Source organism: Micromonospora sp. AMSO12t (assembly GCF_008806585.1).
In the GTDB taxonomy this organism is placed as follows: Bacteria; Actinomycetota; Actinomycetes; order Mycobacteriales; family Micromonosporaceae; genus Micromonospora; species Micromonospora reichwaldensis.
The window spans coordinates 1-19,346 of record NZ_WAAS01000020.1 but is presented as its reverse complement, the minus strand read 5'-3'; the positions used below and the strand labels follow the sequence as shown (position 1 = coordinate 19,346).

Sequence of the window (19,346 nt, the reverse complement as noted above, 5' to 3'; positions counted from 1 at the left end):
GGAAGGTGGCGCGCCGCGATGTCGCCTAGCCTCGCGAGGACACCCACCGGCACGAAGCGGAGATCGATCATGAGGACGTCCGGCGGTTTCCCCGGTTCCCTGTCCGTCTCCACCGCCGGAAAGGCACTTCGTGTTCGGTCTGTTCGAAAACCCTGTTGATCCCTTCCCGACCGGCGACGACCGCACCCCGGCCGCCGGCGCCCGGCGGTTCCTCCTGGAGGAGTTCCGACCGCTACGACCGGTCGTGACGGCGGCCGTCGCCACCACCGTGCTGGCCGCCGCGATCGAGGTGTGGCTCATCGGGTACGCCGGACGCCTCGTCGACACGCTCGCCGCCGCGAGCCCGGACCGGCTCTGGGCCGACCACGGCACCGGGTTGCTCACCGTCGCCGTGTTCGTGCTGCTGGTCAGGCCGCTGATCCACGTCATCGGCGAGGCGCTGGACGACATCGCGTTCCGCGCCAACGCCCGCCCGCTCGCCCGCTGGCGGGCACACCGGCACGTGTCCCGGCAGTCCGTCGGCTGGTTCCGCGCCGATCTCGCCGGACGCATCGCCACCCTGGTACGCGACGGCGGCGATGCCGCCAGCACCGCCGCGTACTCGGTCGTCCACACGCTGGTGTTCGTGATCGCCTACATCGCCGGCTCGGTGTGGCTGATGTCCACGATCGACGTGCGCCTGCTGCTCCCACTGGGGGCCTGGATACTGGCGTACGCGCTGCTCATGCGGTGGATAGTGCCGCGCTACCGGCGCGCGTCGGAGCGCCTGCAGGACGCGGAGTCCGCGCTGACCGGCCTGCTCGTCGACTCGTACGGCAACGTCGACACGCTCGCGCTGCTCGGCGGCCAGGACAGCCGCACCGCACACGACCGCCGGGTGTTCGCGCTGTCCAGGCGCGCACACCTGGACCTGCAGCGGGTCGAGGTGACGATCAACGGCACCATGATGGCGCTGAGCAGCGCGCTGCTCGTCGGACTGGTCGGATACGGGATCGCGCTCTGGCGTACCGATGCCGCGCCCCTGGGTCTCGTCGCGGCCGCGCTGGCGCTCAGTTTCCGGATCACCGCGATGGCGGAGTGGCTCCTGGACGCGGTGTCGTCGCTGTTCAGGTCGGTCGGCGCGCTCCGGCGGGCCCTGCGGACCGTCGCGCAACCGCTCGCGGTCGCGGACAAACCCCAGGCGACCCAGCTGCGGGTACGGGGTGGTGCCATCACCTTCGCGCGGGTCAGCCACCACTACGGCCGTGGCGGGGGCGGGCTCGACCGGCTCAGCCTCGACGTCGCCGCCGGTGAGCGCGTCGGCATCGTCGGCAGGTCGGGTGCGGGCAAGTCCACGCTGGTCGGGCTGCTGCTGCGGTTCCACGACGCGGAGTCCGGCACGATCATGATCGACGGCACCGACATCACGGACGTGACGCAGGAGAGCCTGCGCGGCCAGATCGCCATGGTCGCCCAGGAGGCCACCCTGCTGCACCGCTCGGTCAGGGAGAACATCGCCGGCCCCGACGCCGACGACGCACGGGTCGAAGCAGCGGTACGCCGGGCGTCCGCCGACCGGTTCGTCGCCACGCTGAGGGACGCGGACGGTCGGACCGGCCTGGACGCGCATGTCGGCGAACGGGGCGTGCGCCTCTCCGGTGGCCAGCGGCAGCGGATCGCGCTGGCCCGCGCGTTCTACCGGGACGCGCCGATCCTGGTCCTGGACGAGGCCACGTCCGCGCTCGACTCCGAGGCGGAGGCCGCCATCCACGGCACGCTCAGCGAGGTGATGACCGGCCGTACGGTGATCGCGATCGCCCACCGACTCTCCACCATCGCCCGCATGGACCGGATCGTGGTCCTCGACGCCGGCCGGATCGCCGAGCAGGGCACCCACGCGCAGCTGCTGGAACGCGGCGGGCTCTACGCGGACCTGTGGTCGCGGCAGTCCGGCGGATTCCTCGGCACGGCCTCGGTCAGTGCCGCAGCGGTCCGGTGACCTCGATCGGCTCCACGTGCCCGGTCAGCGGCGCCCGGCGGTGCAACTCGAGCCCGACGTCGATGACGACGGAGCGGTCCAGGGCACCCACCCGCGGCATCGGGATCCACCGCGCCAGGTCGGTCGAACCGCCCGTCTCGTCACGAAGCTCACCGCCGGTGACGCGTACGCGGTAGAAGACGCCCACGCTGTGCAGCTCCGCGCCGTCGGGGCCGCCCCACTCGACGTACCTCGCCCGCGAGTCCACACCGAGCAACCGCTCGACCTGGACCTCGTAGCCCGTCTCCTCGGCCGCCTCGCGGACGACCGCGTCGAACGGATCCTCGCCGTGCTCGACTCTCCCACCCGGCAGCGTCCAGTGTCGCTGGGACCCGTCGGGCGACACGTACCGGGCAAGCAGCAGATGTCCGTCCCGCAGACACACGCCGTACGCGGCGACCCGCAGCCGTTGCGCGACCACTTAGCTCCCCTTCCGAACCCGAGGCCGACAACCGACCGCTCGCCATCCGGCGCCCGCATGTCAGGCGCGGCACCGCCAGGGTAGTCGCGTGGAACGGGACGCCGGACGCTCGCCCGTTCCGGCGGCAGCGCGGCTGGGCCGTCCCGGCGCACGATGCCGGCGGATCGGCGATGCTGTGGGCGTGGAGTACGTGTCCAGAGTGCCGCGACCGCCGCTGGACGGGCTGATCGACGACCTTTACTACCTGGAGGGTGCGTCGCCGTACGCCCGGCTGGCGCTGCCGCCGATGCCGGCGGCGTTGCTCATCGTCAACCTCGGGGCGCCGTTCCGTATCCGCGCCGGCATCGACATCGAGCCGGCCGAGTACGCCGACGGCTGCGTGGTCACCATGCCCACCCGCGCCTTCGAGTTCGGCTATCCGCCGGAGACCCGGTCCGTCGGCGTGCACTTCAAGCCGTGGGGGCTGGCGCCGTTCCTGCCGATGCCCGCGGCCGAGCTGTGCGACCGGCCGGTGACGGTGGAGCAGGTCTGGGGCCGGCCCGCCATTGCTGAGCTGCGAGACCGGCTGGCCACGGCGGGCGGACCGCACGAGATGCTGACGCTGCTCGAGGAGGAGCTGATGCGACGGCTGTGCGAGACCGCCGGCCTCGGGCTGGTTCGCCGCACGAGCAGCGTCATCGCGGCGACCAGCGGGGCGGTGGCGATCGGCGACCTGAGCGTGGCAGCCGGTGTCAGCAGCACTCATCTGGCACAGCGGTTCAAGGAGCTCATCGGCGTCACGCCGAAGCGGCTGGCCCGCACCCACCGCTTCGCCGCCACCGTGTTCGCGATCAACCCCGCCGGACCGATCGACTGGGGCGACCTCGCCGGTGGCGCGGGCTACTTCGACCAGGCCCACTTCGGCCACGAGTTCCGGGCGTTCACCGGGCTCACACCGACCCGGTACGTCGAAGTCCGGCGGCGGTTCCTGCGCGAACATCCCGGCCACGTGCTGGACGGCTGGCCGCTGCCGGCCGATTGATTTCTTACAAGAGCGACAGCTCACGACACGCTAATTTGGGGGCACGCCGAAGCAGAGGAGAGCCGCGTGGGCAAGGTGGTCATGTACAGCTCGGTGTCGGTGGACGGCTTCGTCGCGGACGAGAATGACCAGCCCGGACCGCTGTTCGACTGGTTGTCCAGCGGTGACGTGCCGTTGGACTCCAGCGGCGAGTTGAAGGTGTCGCAGACGTCCTACGACTACACCCGGCCGTACTGGGACCAGATCGGGGCGACAATCGTCGGCCGCCGGGTCTTCGACATGACGGACGGCTGGGACGGGAAGCCTCCGGGTGGGGTCGACCACGTGGTCGTCGTGACGCACCGGCCGAAGCCCGACGGCTGGGACCCCGAGGCGCCGTTCCACTTCGTCGATGGCGTCGAGGCAGCCGTGGCCAAGGCGCAGGAGCTTGCGGGTGACCGCATGGTCGAGGTCGCCGCTGGCGACGTCGGTGGGCAGGTGCTTGCCGCGGGCCTGGTCGACGAGGTGCGCATGGACATCGTGCCCGTCGTGTTCGGGTCCGGCAGGCGCTACTTCGGGTCGGTCCACGCGCAGCACCTGTTGGAGGATCCTGACGTGGTGATCCAGGGCAACCGGGTGCTTCACCTGCGCTATCGGGTGCACCGACGACCGACCTGAGCGGATACGTCTCCCCACTGATCAGCAGGGCCACCGCTGACCTGGGCGTACTCAATCGCGTGTACCTGGCTGCACGAGTCTTACCGACACCCCGACTTCAAATTCTGCGGAGTCCCTGGCCGACCGCCAGCAACAGCTCGCACAGGTTTCACTTCTCGACCAACCAGATACTTAACGCCCGCTATGTTTACTGGCCAGGCCAACAGCGGTAGCCCTCACCGGCTGACAACGGGCGCTGCTGGAGTCTGATAAGGCGGATGGCTGCCCAGGGCGTGTCTGGTCAGCACCGGAGTTGCCAGCCCAGCCGCGACGAGAACAACGGCCAGGGCAATCCATCCCGCAGCTCGTCCGTGGATAAGTAGGAGTGTGAGCACGGCCGGGCCGACCGCCTGCGCCAAACCGTTCACCAGTCCGTTGACTCCCTGATACTGCCCCAGCGCGTCGGGCCTGGCCAGTTCGTAGGCCAGGCCGGCGGCAGCAGTCGCGTGGAACAAGTCGCCGACGGTGTAGACCACGGTGGCGAGCAAGAGCGCAACACTGCCGCCCGTGCCGAGCCAGGCGGATACCGGATAGAGCAGCATCGCCACCGCCAGCACCAAGCCAGCACGACGCATTGCACGGGCGGCCGTCAGGGCGTTCTCCGCCTGCGCGCTGATCCGGACTGTCAGGAGCACCGTCAGGATGGCGTTCGTGACCAGAACCGCCGATACCACCGCCTGGGGCGCCGACGTCTGGGCGGCGATCCACAACGGAAGCACCAGCGTAAGAACGACGCTGTGCAGCGCCATGACCGCGGTCGCGGAGGCGGTGGCCACGGTGGCGGAGCTGGTGCCCGATCCGGATTCGTGGGAGGCCGGCAACCGGCAGGCTATCGCCGCCCGGTACCGGGTCGTGCGCCCGTTCGTCCGGCTGCTGGCCGAGGAGTTGCCGCTGGGTGCGGCGCCGGCCGGCACCGAGTTGCTCGTTGAGATCCGGGCCGGGTTCCCGGGCTGTTGCGCCGGCGGGTGGGTCAGAAGCCGCTGACCGAGGCGGACCTGAACATGGCGTTGGTGCCACCGATGTGGCGGCGGGCCGTGCTGCACAACCCCGCCCTCGATGGCGCCGCTGACCGCGACGCGTACGTGATGTGCCTGCTCACCTTGTTACATGCGGCGCGACATCTTCGCCGACCCGTCGCTGCGCTGGGCCGACCCGCGGGCGAGGCTACTGGACGGTGCCGATTGGAGCGCGCTTCGCGGCGAGGTCCTGGCGGGTCTGGGCTTGACCGCGCCGGTGGAGGAGCACCTGGCCGAGTACGCCACGACGCTCGACGCGGGGTGGCGGCTGCTCGCCCAGCGGATCGAGGAGGCCGGCCCGGACGCCAGCGTGCGGGTGCCCGATGGCGATACCGGCAGGATGCGGTTGTCGGTGCAAACGGTTGGAGAAGCTGGGCGACCCGCCGTCGCTAGTCGACCTGCACCGCCGGGTCGACGCGATGATGCCGATCGTCGACCTGCCCGAGCTGCTGATGGACGTGCACTCCTGGACCGGGATGCTCGACGCGTATACCCACGTGGGTGGGCTGGCCACCCGCATGGAGCAGCTGCCGGTCACGGTCGCCGGGCTGTTGGTCGCCGACGCCTGCAACGTCGGCCTGGTCCCGGTGATCCGTCCGGGCGACCCGGCGCTGACGCGCGACCGGCGCTCGCACGTCGACCAGAACTACGTGCGCCCGGACTCCCACGCCGCAGCGAACGCCCGCCTGGTCGATTACCAGGCCAGGATCGGGATCACCGACCTGTGGGGTGGCGGCCTGGTCGCCTCGGCCGACGGGCTGCGTTTCCGGGTGCCGGTGCAGTCGATCCACGCCGCGCCGAGCCCACGGTTCTTCGGCTACAAGCGAGGCATCACCTGGCTGATCGCGGTCAACGACCGGTTCGCCGGCCTCGGCGCGATCATCGTCACCGGCACCGTCCGCGACAGCCTCTGCATCTTGGACACGCTGCTGAACCTCGACGCCGGGCCCAAGCCGGAGATGGTCGCGACCGACACCGCCAGCTACTCGGACATCCTCTTTGGCCTATTCCGACTGCTGGGCTACCGGTTCTCCCCACGGATCGCCGATGTGGGCGGCACCGGCTTCTGGCGTGCCGACATCCCGGGCCAGCCCGCCGGCGACTACGGCCCGCTGAACGCGATCGCCCGCAACAAGGTCAACCTCGACCGGATCATCACGCACTGGCCTGACATGCTGCGGGTGGCCGGCTCCTTGGTCACCAACCAGGTCCGCGCCTACGACCTGCTGCGCATGCTGACCCGCGACGGCTACCCCACCCCGCTCGGGCAGGCCCTGGCCGAGTTCGGCCGGATCGCGAAGACGCTGCACCTGCTCGCCATGGTCGACCCCGTGGACGAGACCTACCGGCGCACCGTTACCCGGCAGCTGAACATCGGCGAGTCCCGACACTCTCTGGCCCGCAAGATCCTGCATGGGCACCGTGGCGACATCATGCAGCCCTACCGGGCCGGGCAGGAGGACCAGCTCGGCGCGCTCGGGCTCATGCTCAACGCCGTGGTGCTCTGGAATACCCGCTACATCGACCTAGCCGTCAACGTGCTCCGCGGCCAGGGCTACCCGGTCCGGGACGAAGACGCCGCCCGGCTCTCCCCGCTCGGCTACGCCCACATCAACATGTTCGGCCGCTACAGCTTCCCTGCCCCGAGCACCGAGCAGAAACTGCGGCCGCTTCGCGATCCCGACGCCGCCGCAGGTTGACCCGTTGACGTGCCGTGTGGCCCGATTCGGGTTGCGGCCCGCGCTACCACCCGGGCAAGCTTCCCGGATGCCCGCAGCCCACGCGTATCACGACCAGGCCGGTGACTTCTTCGCGGCACACGCCGCCGACGGTCCGCACAACGCCTACACCGACCGGCCGGCCATGCTGACGCTCGCCGGCGACGTTGCCGGTCTCCGGATCCTGGACGCCGGCTGCGGCGGCGGCCACTATGCGGCCGCGTTGGTCGGCCGGGGAGCCGAGGTGGTGGCTGTGGACGGCAGCGCGACGCTGGTCGGGCACGCCCAGGCCTTGCTCGGCGACCGCGCCGAAGTCCAGCAGCACGACCTGGACGCGCCGCTGGCATTCGCGGCCGATGCGTCGTTCGATGGGGTTGTCTGCGCGCTGGTACTGCATCACTTGACCGACCGGGCCCGGTTCCTCGGTGAGGTGCGGCGAGTGCTGCGGCCGGGCGGTTGGTTCCTGCTGTCGACGACACATCCGGTGTCGGACTGGGGGTACTTCGGCGGGTCGTACTTCGATGAGAGCTGGGTCGAGTTCCCTGTGGCCGACGGGATCACCATGCGCTTCCAGCGGATGACCCTTGAGTCTCTGGTGACCGAGGTGCTCGACGCCGGGTTCGTGCTGGAGCGGCTGGTCGAGCCGAGGGCAGTCGAGACGCTGCGCGCTATCAACCCGGAGCGCTACGAGCGGCTGACCGAGCGCCCGAGCTTCGTAGCCCTGCGCCTACGCCGGCCCTGACGACGCTCACTGCAACTCGTACGCCGATACGTGCTCGGTGCAGTCGTTTGAGCAGGAGCGCGCTGCGGGTCAGCGCGAGACCTGGGGGTGCCGACGGCGGTGGCGCGTTCGAGGACGCGGTAGACGGTAGGTCGCGAAACCTCGAACAACTCGGCCAGCTCGGCGATGGTGTGTTCGCCCGCGGCGTGCAGTTTGACCAGGTGGGCCTGCCGCGGACCACGGCACGTCGAGGGGATCCTCGGTCAGGAAGTGACCCAGGAAACGCACTGTCCCGATCTGCAACGCCGCGCCGAGCCGATTGTGCGAGCCGCGTTTGTTCGCCAGGAGGTCCAAGGCAGTGCTGTCGAGCAGGAAGAACCCTTCTAGCTCCGAACGGGTCAGGTCACCGACGAACCGCTCGTACGCGGCTACCTGGTCATCGGACAAGAACTCCACGGGCACAGCGGAACAACGTACGTCGATTTCATCTGCTTGGGCAGACCCCTAACCAAGATCATCGCTACCGCTAACCGCTGTACCGATCTTCCTCAACCCCGGGATCGGGTGGCGTGAACGTTCCCTCCCGTCGCGGTGGCGCTCTGAGAGCGAATGCCCGGCAGGTTGGACCTGGATGCCAGGGGGAGGCCGAGGAATCGGGCGAACTCAACGGCGAGCATGCGGGGGTGTCGCCGCTGGTGGAACGGTGACGTAGACGACCGGAACCCGCGGGCCGGTCATCGGGTTGCCAGCGCGACGGACAGGTCGTGGGCGCGGCCGAGCTGGGTGATGGCAGTCGTCTTGCCGGTGCCTGCGCCGCCGGTGATGATCAGCCCCCGGCGGGCCGATATCTGCCGGCGGTTGAGGATCAGCAGCCTGCGGACGGTCTTGACGACCTCCTGGATGGTTGGGGTGTTCACCACGATCAGGTCGCTGTGGTAGTCCAGCCGGATCAGGACTGGGACGCCGCAGTGAGCTTCGCGATGTCGGGGGCGTAGACGGTCATCCAGTGCGGATGTAGTCGGTAGTAGACCACGTCTTTTTCCCAGTCGAAGGAGTCGTCGCCGTAGAAGTCCTTGAAGTACGCGAGCAGGTCGAGCCAGTCCGCGGCCGGCTCGCCGTCCTGGGGGTTGAGGATCTCCACCTTGCCGTGCGTGAACACGCCCAGGTCCTCACCGCGCATGTGCGCGGCGCTGACGGCGGGCCGCGCCGCGAGATGGCGCGCCTTGGCGGCGTTGCGCGCCGTGCCAAAGTGCCACTTCCCGTGCAGGAAGTGCCCGTCCACACCGCTGATCCGTGGCTCGCCCTTCGCCGTCACGGTGGACAGGGCGAGTGTGCGCATGCCGGTGAGGACCTGGGTGAGCTGCTCCGCGGTCAGTGTGCTTTCAGCCTTGATGATCGAGCGGAGGTGCGAGGTGGAACGGGAGAGAGAGGCGTCAAGGAGGGCCTGAAGCTCTTGGAGATCTTCTGAAGTTTCGCGCATGGAGGTCCTTATCTATCCCATATGTATCCGTGGTGCCCAGTCCGCGCCATCGACGCCGACCGGTGAAGCCATACTCGACCCAAAGGCTGACACCTTGTGTCATATTTCTTTCTCTGTCTTGCGGACATCACCGCCCCGGTAGTCATCGGCAGGACGCCCGGCCATGGATCCCCTAACGGGACGCCAGCACAGACGCCGATGGCCGAGCCCCACACCACCTACCGAGATCCACTGTTTGGCCCCTGGTGTCGCCGTTCCTACCAACACCCCAGTAACGCCCGTAGCGCCGCCGCCAGCCCACGCTCCACGTCGTTTCCCGCCGCTGCCTCCAGACGGTCAACTTCGGCGTCGAGCTGCGGCAGATCCTCACGGCTGAGTACGCCATCTGGCCATGGGGTCAAGCTGACCCAAGATCGGAAGTTGGTTTCCACCGGCCGCATTCATCAACGGCAACAGCTCCTCCACAGACACTTCGAGCAGTAAACCGCGTTCCTTCGCCGCGGCCCACTCTCCGGCGTCAGCGCGGTGGCGCTCACGCCGCTGCGTTCCGGGTAGCACGGCGCAGGCTCTTCGGACGCGGCTGCGGAGGGCCCAGCACCAACAGCAGACCCACCCCGGTGACGCTATGGCATCACCTCTCCCGACCCGCATCAGTTGCGCCGAGCCAGGACAGAAGACCAGCCGGCACCCGACATCCCGTCGAACGGTCGCACATAACAGTCATTATGATGTGCGTCCGATTTGCCCCCTTCGCGACGACTCTTTACTGGTTTATCGTTACCGTTAATCCGGTAATCCACGAGGAGGGGTGCCCGTCCCGTTCCAGCTGAGTTGAGGCAGGGCGTTCAGACGGGTCGGCTCACGCAGCGCAACTGGAACCGAGCGCCCGGACCGCGGTCAAACCCCGCTGACCAGTGTCATGAGTCATTCCCCGCAGCAACAACGCTCTGACAGACTCCGATCGTGACCGCCACCTTCTGGAACCGACCAGCGACGTGGAAGGCGTTCCTGCTGGTCGGGGCCTACCTCGTCTTCTTCCTTGCCGTCGGACAGCTGGTCGGCGTGGTGGCCGGTGACGACATCGACAAGGACAACGTGCTCGCCGACCCGGCCAGCATCTTCCTCGCCCTGGTGCTGCCCATCGCGATCGGCGCGGCCGCCCTCATCGTCTTCGCCTGGCGGGTGGGCTGGCTCCGGGCCATCTTCGGACCTCAACCGATCCGCGGCCGTGGCTGGATGTGGATCGGGCCGGTGCTGGCGCTCCTCGCGGTCGTCGGCCATGTCGGGGCCACCAACTGGAGCAACTGGAGCGGTCAGCAGATCGCGCTGATCGCTCTTCTCGGTCTGTGCGTCGGCGTCGCGGAAGAGCTGGCCACCCGCGGACTCGCCGTCAAGATGTTGCGCGACGCCGGACACGGCGAACGGTTCGTCGCGATCGTGTCGTCTCTGCTGTTCGCCCTCATGCACTCGGTCAACCTGCTCTCCGGCATGCGGCTCTCGACCGTCGCGAGCACGATCGTCTACACCTTCTGCTTCGGCATCTGCATGTACCTGGTCATGCGCGTGACCGGCACGATCTGGGCCGCCATCATCCTGCACGGCATCACCGACCCGACGACGATCCTGTCCAGCGGTGGCATCGACCAGGCCGTCAACGCCGGCGGAACGGACGGCTGGTCGGCGCTCACGGGTCTCGCCACGATCGGGTTCATGCTGTTCGCCGTCGTCGCGATGTTCTTCATCCGCGGCAACGCGACCGCCAAGCCGGCGATCAACGCCTGAACAGGCACCACGCGGTGTGGGACGCCGCCCCTGAAGCACGCCGCCACGCCTGGTCGACGTACCCGCTGGCTACCATGCTGCCATGATCGAGGAACTGGTCCGGGCGGCCGGAGCCGGCGACGACGCCGCGCTCGAGGAACTGAGCGAGATCGCCGCCGCCGAGCCGGCACGCCTCGCCGGACACCTGAGCCTGCTGCTCGACGCGGGCGTACTGTGGCCGCCGACCTTGTATCGCGGCGCGACCGGAGACGTGGTCCGCCGGATCGTCGACGACGTCGACGCTGGCCAGTCCCCCCTCCGGCTCAACCATCTGCTGCTCATCCTCGCGCACTCCGGCGACCCGCGCGCCGAGCAGGCCCTGCGGCGATGGCAGGAGCAGCCGCCGGCCGGTGCCGACAGACTGCACGTCGGGGCGCTGGCCTACGCCCACCAGGCCGGTTGGACGGTCGCTCCCGACGGCAGCCGCCGGGAGCTGTGCGCACCCTCGGCGTACCGATTGGTCATGAACGAGGTGCCACGGCCCGCCGGCGACCCCACCTGTCCGTGGTGCGCCTCCCCGCTGTGGACCATCGCCGACCTCGACACCGACGCCCCCGAGGTGGGCGAGGTCCTGGCCCACACCGGCTGGGCCGGCCGGCTGAGAATCGTGACCTGCCACCTCTGCGCCTGCTACACCACGCTGTACTGCCAGGTCACGACCGACGGCGACGCCGTCTGGTGGACGGGCAACAGCCGCCCGGATTGGGCGCCGGCCACCACCGAGCCGGAGGACCCGCCGGCCGTGCTTCCCGCCGTCGGCCCCCGCCGGGCCACGCCGTTCGAGGCCAGCGCGTGGCACGAGGGCGGCTCCACCCTGGGCGGCCATCCCGACTGGATCCAGGACGCCGAGCACATCGACTGCCCCGCCTGCCGCCAGCCGATGGACTATCTCGGCCTGGTCGGCGGAGCCGACGTGGACTTCGGCGAGGGCGCCTACTACCTGCACCTGCACGCGCCCTGCGGCGTCGCGGCGGTGAACTACCAGCAGAGCTGACCGCAGCGCGCTCGCGGTGCCCCCTGCGGCCCGATCGGCGTCGGTACGGTGAGGTGATGACGACGGAACCCACGGTGCTGATCTCGGCCGACATGGAGGGAATCTCGGGGATCGTCCACCCGACCGAGACGAATCCGGGTGGCTACGACTACGAGCGTGCCCGCAGGCTGATGACGGCCGAGGTGAACGCGGCCATCCTTGGTGTGCTCGACGCGGAGCCTGACGCCGACGTGCTGGTGGCGGACGCGCACGGGCCCTTCCGCAACATCCTGCCCGAGGAACTCGACCGCCGGGCGCGACTCGTCCGCGGCAGGCCCCGCCCCCTGAGCATGGTCGCCGGCCTCGAGATGGGCGCCGACGCGCTGCTGCTCGTGGGGTACCACGCGCGCGCCGGTGCGGGACCGGCGGTGCTGGCCCACACCATGAGCGACGCGGTGCTCGACGTACGCCTCAACGGGCGGCCGGCGGGCGAGATCGGCCTCAACACCGCCGTCGCGGGGCACTTCGGCGTGCCCGTGGTGCTGCTCAGCGGTGACGACGTCGCGTGCGCCGAGCTGCGCGACCTGGTCCCCGACGCGGTGACCGTCGAGGTGAAGTGCGCGCTGGGCCAGGCAGCGGCGGTGACGCTGCACCCCGGTGAGGCCCAGGAGCGCCTTCGGCGGGCAGCCGCCACGGCGGTGGCACGGCGTGCCGAGGTGCCGCCGCTGACCCTCGCCGGGCCCGTCGACGTCGAGGTCGACCTGTACAGCCCGACGACCGTGGACCAGGCGACGCTGGTGCCCGGTTTCGCCCGCGCTCCCGGCGCGCGTACGGTGACGTTCACCGGCCAGGACATGGTCGAGGTGTACCGGGGGGTGCAGCTGCTGGTGCAGCTCGGCCAGATCAAGCCCGGCTGACCTCTCGCCCGTCAGCGGTGGTCGTTCTCCTTCAGCTCGATGACCCACGCGCGGCGCTCGGCGATCTTGCCGTCGCGCATGACGAACACCTCCGCCATCGACATGCGCATCTCCTCGCCGGTGTCGCGCCGCACCGAGCCGACCAGCTCCGCCATCACGGTGTCGCCCTGCTCCACCATGCGTACGACCTCCAACCGGGGCGGCGGCACGAAGCCCGGCCCCTCGATCGCGGCGTCGTACGCCTCCTTGCCCTTCAGGTGGAAGGCGCCGTAGACCGTCCACTCGATGTCGTCGGTGAGGCAGGACAGGATCTGCGCGTGGTCGTTCTTCCGGAAGCCGTCCAGGTAGGTCTCGACGGTCTGCGTGTTACGCGACATCGCGCGGTGTCCCCTCGTCTCGGCGAGCCTGCCCGACGGCAGACCTGCCGAAACTAACCCCGGGGTGTGACGGCCGGTGCGTGGGACGCGCCGGCCGCCACGAAACTCAGGACGAGCCCCGCCGGGACCGGTGGTTGGCGTGCTTGCGGGCTGCGAAGTCGTACGCCTCGGCCAGCAGTTGCCGCACCGTGTCCACGCTCGCCTCGCCGGGGTTCACGACACACACCCAGTGCTGCGGGGCGTAGACCGGATGCGGCAGCACGGTGTCCGGCACCGAGTGGTCGACGTCCGGCCCGTGCCCCTGCGGAAACAGCGCCCCGTACGCCGAGCGGGTCAGCCCGACGTTGAGCCGCCACGCACCCGGTCGGCCCAGGTCGGAGGCGTCGTCGTAGTGGTCACCGGTCACGATCGTCGCGAACGGCATCTGTCGCTCGGCGGGCAGGTCCCGCCCGGGGTCGTAGATGTAGAAGGTGTCCCCGTTCGCCTCCAGGGCGTTCACCCCGTCGAAGGTCTCGCAGATGTACCGCTTCATGTCCCCCACGTCCATGCCTCGATTTTTTCATTGAAATGCTGTTGAGGCTTACGCCGGTTTTCGGCCGCCAGTAGGCGGCGAACCCTCAAATCCGGGCACAACCGGGTCGCGCACGGCAACCCACGACGATCGGAGCGGACTCCGTCCCGCGACCCGGACCGGTCGCGGGACGGAGTCGCCTGCCGTCAGCCGATGCCGTCGAGGACGGGAATGAGCTGCTCCTCCTCGTACGTCAGATGGGCCTCCAGCTCGGTGCTGAGACGCTCGACCTCCCGGCGGGCCTCGTCGGGGTCGGCGTCGGGGTCGCCGACCACCTGCTGGAGGCGTTCGACGAGGGCCGCGATGCGCTGGTGCTCCTCGCGTAGCCGGGCCAGCGCCGGGGCGAGGTCCGGCCGTTGCCCCTCCAGGCCGGCGAACATGCCGTCGTCCTCGTTGCGGTGGTGGTGGTGCAGGCCGTGGCAGAAGGTCAGGCAGTTCACCCGCAGCTGCGCGCCCAGGCCCGGGCCCGAGCGGGCGACCTCGTCGCGGATCAGCGCCAGCTCCCGGCGGAACGCGTCGTGGACGAGTTTGAGCGCCGCACCCCAGGACGCCGCCTCCGGCGGCCCGCCCGCCACCTGGTGCAACGCCACCACGGGAATGATCCGCGCGGTCTTCGCCTGGTACGCGGCCCAACCGGGGTCGGCCTCCACGGCCCGGGCGAAGATCTCGTCGCGTTCGGCGCCGGCCAGCACGACCGCGTGGGCCTGGTAGGTGAAGACCCCGTCCTCGACGGTGGCGAGCGGGTCGGCGAGGAGGTTGTGGTACCAGTCCGGGTGTCTCGGGCCGCCCCCGGCCGAGGCGATGACGAGGATGCGTTCGCCGTCGGGCAGGTAGCCGACCGGAGTTGTGTGCGGGGTGCCGGAACGGGCCCCGGTGGTGGTGAGCAGGATCAGCCGGCCCCCCTCGAAGGGACCCCCGACCCGGCCGTGGTTGGCGCGGAACTCGGCGATGATCTGCTGGTTGAAGTCGTTGGGCAATGCTCTGCTCTCTGCTCGGGCAGGGATGTGCGGCCACGATGGATCGCCCGCCCGGCGACCGGTGGCGGCGAGGATGCGGATACGCCGGACGACCGGCGTGGACGGTGGAAGCGCGCTGCGGTGGACGTGGCGTCGACACCGGCAATCGCGGGAACGGCGGGCCACGGGCCCGCCCCCGGCTCACCTGACGGCCGGGTGCCCTGTCCGCTCGTGGCCCATGGCCGACCCGGCAGTCACGGATCCGACCGTAGTGCGGGTGACGACGGCTGGCAAGCGTCATCTGGTTGCGGCAGCGGTGGCGCGGTGGCACGGTCGGGAGATGCCCGAGCTGACCGGCGTCGACGTGGACCGCGCCGTGACCGAGATGACGGCCGTCCTCGGCCCGCACACCGGGCGGGACTGGGGCGTGCCGGCGGGCGGGCTGGACTGGAGCTGCTGGACCACCGCCGCGCACGTCGCGCACGACCTGCTGGCGTACGCCGGCCAGGTGAGCGGGCGACCCGACGACGGCTACCTGCCGTTCGACCTGGCCGTCTCCCCCGCCGCCGGCCCGGCCGAGGTGCTACGGGTCGTCGTCGCCTGCGGCGGCCTGCTGCGGGCGGCCGTCGACGCTGCCCCGCCGGAGACGCGGGCCTGGCACTACGGGCCCTGCGACCCGGCGGGCTTCGCGGCGATGGGGGTGGCGGAGACGCTGCTGCACACCGACGACATCGCCCGCGGCCTCGGGGTGTCCTGGCAGCCGCCGCAGCCACTGAGCGCCGCCGTGGTGCGGCGCCTCTTTCCGGACGCGCCCGCCGGGCCCGCGCCGCAGGTGCTGCGGTGGCTGACCGGCCGTGGTGAACTGCCCGGCCGCCCCCGGCGCACGTCCTGGTCGTGGCGGGCGGCGGTGGACTGACCGAGGGCTACGCCACCCGGCGGCGCCAGGGCGGTCGCCAGCCCCGCCGGCGCGGCGCAGCCGCCGGGGCCGGGACCGGGATCGCGGCGGCGGTGGTCTGCCGCTCGTCCCGCCAGCGGCGGACCACCTCGTCGGCGTTGACCGGGCGCACCGCGACCCGGGGCCCGGTGGGCGTACGCAGCCACGAGAGGATCTGGGCGTTGAGGTCGGCGACGAACGCGCGCACGGACTCCTCGGTCGGCAGGTCCCGCACCTCGTCGGGCACCTGTTCGATGCGGCGGCGCAGTTGCAGCGGCGTCGGCAGCAGCAGGTCGGTGGGGAGCTTCTCCCGCTCCAGGAAGCTCTTGATCCACCACGACTCGTCGTACGGCTGGCCGCGACCGGGGATCGGCTTGCCCATGCCCGGCAGGTCGTCGAACTCCCCCTGCTTCTGCGCCGCGCGGATGCGCGCCTCGACCGTCGCTTCCCAGCTGTCCACCTGCCGACACCTCCCCCGGACCCCACGGTAACGCGGCCACCGCGTCGGGGCCGACGGAAGACGTCAGCGCCCCGACCCGGCCGGGCATTCCCGGTCTGACCGGGCCCAGTGGGCGTGCCGGTGACCGTCGCGGGGGAACGGCGGGCGGGCCGGCAGCACCTCCTGGAAGACGTAGCCGGCCTTCTCCGCGACGCGGCAGGACGCGGGGTTGTCGATCTGGTGCAGCAGGTCCAACCGCCGCAGGCCGGCGAACCGGGCGAACGCCCAGTCGGTGACCGCGCTCAGGGCGTGCGGGGCGACGCCCCTGCCCCGCGCGGGCGCGGCGGTCCAGTAGCCGACCTCGGCGTCCCCGCCGCCTTCGGTGACGTTCTTGAGGACCACCTGCGCCACCAGGGTCTCGCCGACCGGGTGCTGCTCCAGCACGGCGAAGCAGAACCGGTGGCCGTCGTCCCAGTCCCGGTGTGCCGCGGCCAGGAACCGGCGCGCCTCGGCGGTCGTGGTCACCGGCGCCCGGGTCCAGCGCAGCAGCACCGGGTCGCGGTACGCGGCGATCAGGGCGTCGGCGTCGTCGTCGCGCCAGGGACGCAGCAGGAGCTCCGGCAGGGTCGCAGTGGCGGGGGCGTGCAGCATCGGCCCAGTGTGCCCAACGTCGTGTCGACCGTGGGGGCGCGCGGCACGCCGGCACGGGTCGGCGGCGCGGCGGCGTACGGCGTAGGGTCGGCGCGAGCATCGGCAACGGGGGGAACCATGGTCGGTACGGGTGCACTGGTGGGCATCGCGCTGGTGGCGCTGGGGATGGTGTTGACCCCCGGGCCGAACATGGTCTACCTGGTGTCCCGGTCGGTGACGCAGGGCCGGCGGGCGGGGCTGGTGTCGCTGCTGGGCGTCGCCGCCGGGTTCGGCATCTACCTGGCCGCTGCGGTCGCCGGCATCGCCACGGTGTTCGTGCTGGTCCCGGCCCTCTACACGGCGGTCAAGCTGGCCGGCGCGGCGTACCTGCTGTGGCTGGCCTGGCAGGCGCTGCGACCGGGCGGGCAGTCACCGTTCGCCCCGGCGCCGCTGCCGCCGGACCCGGCCCGGCGGCTGTTCACCATGGGCCTGGTCACCAACCTGCTGAACCCCAAGATCGCGATTCTCTACGTGTCGCTGCTGCCGCAGTTCATCGACCCGGCCCGTGGCCACGTGGCGGCGCAGAGCCTGCTGCTGGGGCTGACCCAGATCGCGGTGGCGCTGACGGTGAACGCGCTGATCGTGCTCAGCGCCGGCGCGCTCGCCGGGTTCTTCGCCCGCCGGCCGCTGTGGCTGCGGGTGCAGCGACTCGTGATGGGCACGGTGCTGGCGGGGCTGGCGGTGCGGATCGCCGCCGACCGTTCCCGCGCCGCCGTCGCCATGCCCTGACCGCCAGCCCTACCCCTGACCAGCGGGCCCGCCCCGACAGCGCGGCGGGCGGCGACGGGAGGTTCGCGAGGACGGGTCAGCCGCCCTGGCGACCCGGGTCGCCAGGGCGGCCGGCGCCGGTCTCCCGGAGCACGGCCGCGCCCCCGGCGGGCAGGTGCACCTCCGTGTCGGCCGTCGCGCCGGTGAGCAGGTCGACCCCGGCCGCCGGGACCCGCTGCGGCCGGTCGGTGTGGTTGAGCAGGAACAGCCAGCTCGCCCCGACGGCGCGGCGGCGGACCGCCTCGACCCCGGCCGGGGCCGCCGGGCAGACGGGTGTCGCGCCGGCCGCTCGCGCCGCCCGCGTCACCAGTCGACGGTAGGTGGCGTCGTCGGGTCGGGTGGACAGGTACCAGGCCGTGCCGGCGCCGCTGCGGTGGCGGGTGACCGCCGGCAGCCCCGCGAGCGGGCCACCTGCGTAGAAGGCGACCGGCTCCGCGCCGGCGAGGCGTACCGTCTCGGCCCAGAGGCGACCGGTCCCGGCGTCGGACAGCGGCACCGTCTCGCCGTCGGCGAGGGGGTGGAACTCCTCGACCCGTACGCCCAGCACCTCACGGAACGCCCCGGGGTGACCGCCGAGCCGGACGCGGGCGTGCTCGTCGGCGACCCCGCTGAGCCACGTCACCAGCAGGTGACCGCCGCCGTCGACGTACGCGCGCACCCAGTCGGCGGTGGCGTCGGAGGCCAGGTAGAGGGCTGGCAGCACCAGCAGGCGGTACCCGTCGAGCCGGTCGCCGGGCAGCACGATGTCGGTGCCGAAGCCGGCTCGCCACAGCGCCCGGTGCGCCGCCGACACCTCGTCGCGGTGGTCGAGTCGCGGCGACGGCATCCCCGGGTGGCCCAGGGCCCAGCCGCTCGCGGCGTCCCAGGCGATCGCGACGGCGGCGTCGACCGTGCCGTCGACCTCCGAGATCCGCTCCAGCGTCGCGCCGAGGTCGACGGCCTCCCGGAACACGCGGGTGTCGGGGCCGGCGTGCGGCACCAGCGCGGAGTGGAAACGTTCCGCCCCGCCGGCCGGGGCCCGCCACTGGAAGAACATCGCCCCCCGTGAGCCGCGCGCGACGTGGGAGAGGCTGTGCCGGGCCATTCGGCCGGGCTCCTTGGTGTGCATCCGGCCGCCGCTGTGGATCTGGTTGGGGGCGCTCTCCATCAGCAGCCACCGCGCCGGGTGGCCGACGTCGCCGGCGCCGTGCCGCGCCCAGCCCCGGGCCAGGTCGGCGGCGAGGGCGGTCTGCTCCTCCGCGCCGCCGTCGGTGGCGTCCGGGTAATGGTCGATCGCCACCAGGTCCACCTCGGCGGCCCAGCGGGCGTGGTCGACCGGCACCCAGTCGCCGAGGACGTGGTTGGTGGTGATTGGGATCGCCGGCTTGGCCGCCCGCAGCAGGTCGCGCTGCTCGGCGTACGCGGCGAGCAGGGTGTCCGACCAGAAGCGGCGGAAGTCCAGCAGGTGCCCCGGGTTGGCCAGGTACTGCGTGGCGCGGGGCGTGTCGACCTGCGCCCAGTCGGTGTAGTGCTGGCTCCAGAAGCTGGTGGCCCAGGCGGCGTTGAGCGCGACCAGGTCGCCGTGCCGGTCGGCCAGCCAGCGCCGGAACTCCCGGGCGGTGTGCGGGCAGTGGCAGGTGGTGCCGTACTCGTTGTGCACGTGCCACAGCGCGAGGGCCGGGTGGTGGGCGTAGCGGTCGGCGAGGGCGGCGGCGATGCGCCGGGCGGCGGCCCGGTAGGCGGGCGCGGCGGCGCAGTAGGTGTCCCGGCTGCCGTGGTGCAGGCGTACGCCGTCGGCGGTCACCGGCAGGGCGTCGGGGTGGGCCAGCGA

General features: G+C 71.3%; 22 protein-coding genes and 1 pseudogene. 11 read left to right on the top strand and 12 right to left on the bottom strand.

The window, feature by feature from the left end; translation table 11 throughout:
• The first annotated feature begins 130 nt into the window (after positions 1–130).
• Positions 131–1,978 carry an ABC transporter ATP-binding protein gene (locus F6X68_RS05170; protein ID WP_151453179.1) on the top strand — a complete coding sequence of 616 codons (1,848 nt, stop codon included), beginning with the start codon at positions 131–133 and terminating at the stop codon, positions 1,976–1,978.
• On the opposite strand, the gene F6X68_RS05165 is transcribed toward F6X68_RS05170, so the two are convergent.
• On the bottom strand, positions 1,956–2,438 hold the full coding sequence (locus F6X68_RS05165) for an NUDIX domain-containing protein (protein ID WP_225851996.1): 483 nt from the start codon (positions 2,436–2,438) through the stop codon (positions 1,956–1,958). The two genes, F6X68_RS05170 and F6X68_RS05165, sit on opposite strands and share 23 nt — an antisense overlap.
• Before the next feature lie 181 nt (positions 2,439–2,619).
• Between F6X68_RS05165 and F6X68_RS05160 the strand changes: the two genes are divergently transcribed.
• Complete coding sequence (locus tag F6X68_RS05160; protein ID WP_225851995.1) at positions 2,620–3,459, top strand: helix-turn-helix domain-containing protein; 840 nt, start codon at positions 2,620–2,622, stop codon at positions 3,457–3,459.
• A gap of 66 nt (positions 3,460–3,525) precedes the next feature.
• Positions 3,526–4,116 carry a dihydrofolate reductase family protein gene (locus F6X68_RS05155; RefSeq protein ID WP_151453177.1) on the top strand — a complete coding sequence of 197 codons (591 nt, stop codon included), beginning with the start codon at positions 3,526–3,528 and terminating at the stop codon, positions 4,114–4,116.
• Between the two features lie 215 nt (positions 4,117–4,331).
• Here the strand turns inward: F6X68_RS05155 and F6X68_RS05150 are convergent, their stop codons facing one another.
• Positions 4,332–4,904, bottom strand: a complete 573-nt coding sequence (locus tag F6X68_RS05150) for an MFS transporter (RefSeq protein WP_151453176.1) — start codon at positions 4,902–4,904, stop codon at positions 4,332–4,334.
• Between F6X68_RS05150 and F6X68_RS05145 the strand changes: the two genes are divergently transcribed.
• The 3 genes from F6X68_RS05145 to F6X68_RS05135 all read left to right on the top strand — a co-directional run bounded on the left by F6X68_RS05145 (position 4,903) and on the right by F6X68_RS05135 (position 7,631).
• Positions 4,903–5,139: a hypothetical protein gene (locus F6X68_RS05145; protein WP_151453175.1), complete on the top strand. Its 237-nt coding sequence runs from the start codon at positions 4,903–4,905 to the stop codon at positions 5,137–5,139. The genes F6X68_RS05150 and F6X68_RS05145 overlap by 2 nt on opposite strands.
• 394 nt (positions 5,140–5,533) lie before the next feature.
• Positions 5,534–6,871, top strand: coding sequence for a Tn3 family transposase (locus F6X68_RS05140; RefSeq protein ID WP_192581287.1), 1,338 nt, complete (start codon positions 5,534–5,536; stop codon positions 6,869–6,871).
• A gap of 67 nt (positions 6,872–6,938) precedes the next feature.
• Positions 6,939–7,631: a class I SAM-dependent methyltransferase gene (locus F6X68_RS05135; protein ID WP_151453173.1), complete on the top strand. Its 693-nt coding sequence runs from the start codon at positions 6,939–6,941 to the stop codon at positions 7,629–7,631.
• Here the strand turns inward: F6X68_RS05135 and F6X68_RS34050 are convergent.
• The 4 genes and pseudogenes from F6X68_RS34050 to F6X68_RS05115 form a co-directional block, all read right to left on the bottom strand.
• The gene (locus F6X68_RS34050) at positions 7,574–7,831 is read right to left on the bottom strand and encodes a helix-turn-helix domain-containing protein (protein WP_225852000.1); all 258 of its coding nucleotides are present in this window, start codon (positions 7,829–7,831) and stop codon (positions 7,574–7,576) included. The genes F6X68_RS05135 and F6X68_RS34050 overlap by 58 nt on opposite strands.
• Positions 7,832–7,904: 73 nt before the next feature.
• Positions 7,905–8,066, bottom strand: a pseudogene (locus tag F6X68_RS34045) (DUF4158 domain-containing protein); the annotation flags it as partial.
• A gap of 278 nt (positions 8,067–8,344) precedes the next feature.
• Entirely contained in the window at positions 8,345–8,530 is a 186-nt protein-coding gene (locus F6X68_RS33390; protein WP_192581286.1) for a hypothetical protein, read from the bottom strand.
• Between the two features lie 29 nt (positions 8,531–8,559).
• Positions 8,560–9,090: a pyridoxamine 5'-phosphate oxidase family protein gene (locus tag F6X68_RS05115; RefSeq protein ID WP_151453172.1), complete on the bottom strand. Its 531-nt coding sequence runs from the start codon at positions 9,088–9,090 to the stop codon at positions 8,560–8,562.
• A 963-nt stretch (positions 9,091–10,053) separates the two neighbouring features.
• Here F6X68_RS05115 and F6X68_RS05110 point away from each other — a divergent pair.
• The 3 genes from F6X68_RS05110 to F6X68_RS05100 all read left to right on the top strand — a co-directional run bounded on the left by F6X68_RS05110 (position 10,054) and on the right by F6X68_RS05100 (position 12,801).
• The gene (locus F6X68_RS05110) at positions 10,054–10,872 is read left to right on the top strand and encodes a CPBP family intramembrane glutamic endopeptidase (protein WP_225851994.1); all 819 of its coding nucleotides are present in this window, start codon (positions 10,054–10,056) and stop codon (positions 10,870–10,872) included.
• 82 nt (positions 10,873–10,954) lie between these two features.
• Positions 10,955–11,905, top strand: coding sequence for a hypothetical protein (locus F6X68_RS05105; protein ID WP_151453170.1), 951 nt, complete (start codon positions 10,955–10,957; stop codon positions 11,903–11,905).
• Positions 11,906–11,961: 56 nt separating this feature from the next.
• The gene (locus F6X68_RS05100; protein ID WP_151453169.1) at positions 11,962–12,801 is read left to right on the top strand and encodes a M55 family metallopeptidase; all 840 of its coding nucleotides are present in this window, start codon (positions 11,962–11,964) and stop codon (positions 12,799–12,801) included.
• Between the two features lie 11 nt (positions 12,802–12,812).
• Here the strand turns inward: F6X68_RS05100 and F6X68_RS05095 are convergent, their stop codons facing one another.
• The 3 genes from F6X68_RS05095 to F6X68_RS05085 form a co-directional block, all read right to left on the bottom strand.
• On the bottom strand, positions 12,813–13,178 hold the full coding sequence (locus F6X68_RS05095; RefSeq protein WP_151453168.1) for a nuclear transport factor 2 family protein: 366 nt from the start codon (positions 13,176–13,178) through the stop codon (positions 12,813–12,815).
• 106 nt (positions 13,179–13,284) lie between these two features.
• On the bottom strand, positions 13,285–13,725 hold the full coding sequence (locus tag F6X68_RS05090; protein ID WP_151453167.1) for a DUF6194 family protein: 441 nt from the start codon (positions 13,723–13,725) through the stop codon (positions 13,285–13,287).
• 170 nt (positions 13,726–13,895) lie between these two features.
• A complete protein-coding gene (locus F6X68_RS05085; RefSeq protein ID WP_151453166.1) occupies positions 13,896–14,726 on the bottom strand; it encodes a nitroreductase/quinone reductase family protein in 831 nt (276 codons plus the stop codon).
• A gap of 319 nt (positions 14,727–15,045) precedes the next feature.
• Between F6X68_RS05085 and F6X68_RS05080 the strand changes: the two genes are divergently transcribed.
• Positions 15,046–15,621, top strand: a complete 576-nt coding sequence (locus F6X68_RS05080; protein ID WP_151453165.1) for a maleylpyruvate isomerase N-terminal domain-containing protein — start codon at positions 15,046–15,048, stop codon at positions 15,619–15,621.
• Positions 15,622–15,628: 7 nt separating this feature from the next.
• On the opposite strand, the gene F6X68_RS05075 is transcribed toward F6X68_RS05080, so the two are convergent.
• A complete protein-coding gene (locus F6X68_RS05075) occupies positions 15,629–16,099 on the bottom strand; it encodes a DUF1992 domain-containing protein (RefSeq protein WP_151453164.1) in 471 nt (156 codons plus the stop codon).
• Between the two features lie 63 nt (positions 16,100–16,162).
• Positions 16,163–16,729, bottom strand: coding sequence for a GNAT family N-acetyltransferase (locus tag F6X68_RS05070; protein WP_151453163.1), 567 nt, complete (start codon positions 16,727–16,729; stop codon positions 16,163–16,165).
• Positions 16,730–16,846: 117 nt separating this feature from the next.
• Here F6X68_RS05070 and F6X68_RS05065 point away from each other — a divergent pair, with 117 nt between their 5' ends.
• The gene (locus tag F6X68_RS05065) at positions 16,847–17,497 is read left to right on the top strand and encodes a LysE family translocator (protein ID WP_151453162.1); all 651 of its coding nucleotides are present in this window, start codon (positions 16,847–16,849) and stop codon (positions 17,495–17,497) included.
• Between the two features lie 76 nt (positions 17,498–17,573).
• Here the strand turns inward: F6X68_RS05065 and F6X68_RS05060 are convergent.
• On the bottom strand, positions 17,574–19,346 hold a 1,773-nt coding region (locus tag F6X68_RS05060; RefSeq protein ID WP_151453161.1), incomplete at its 5' end, for a beta-galactosidase.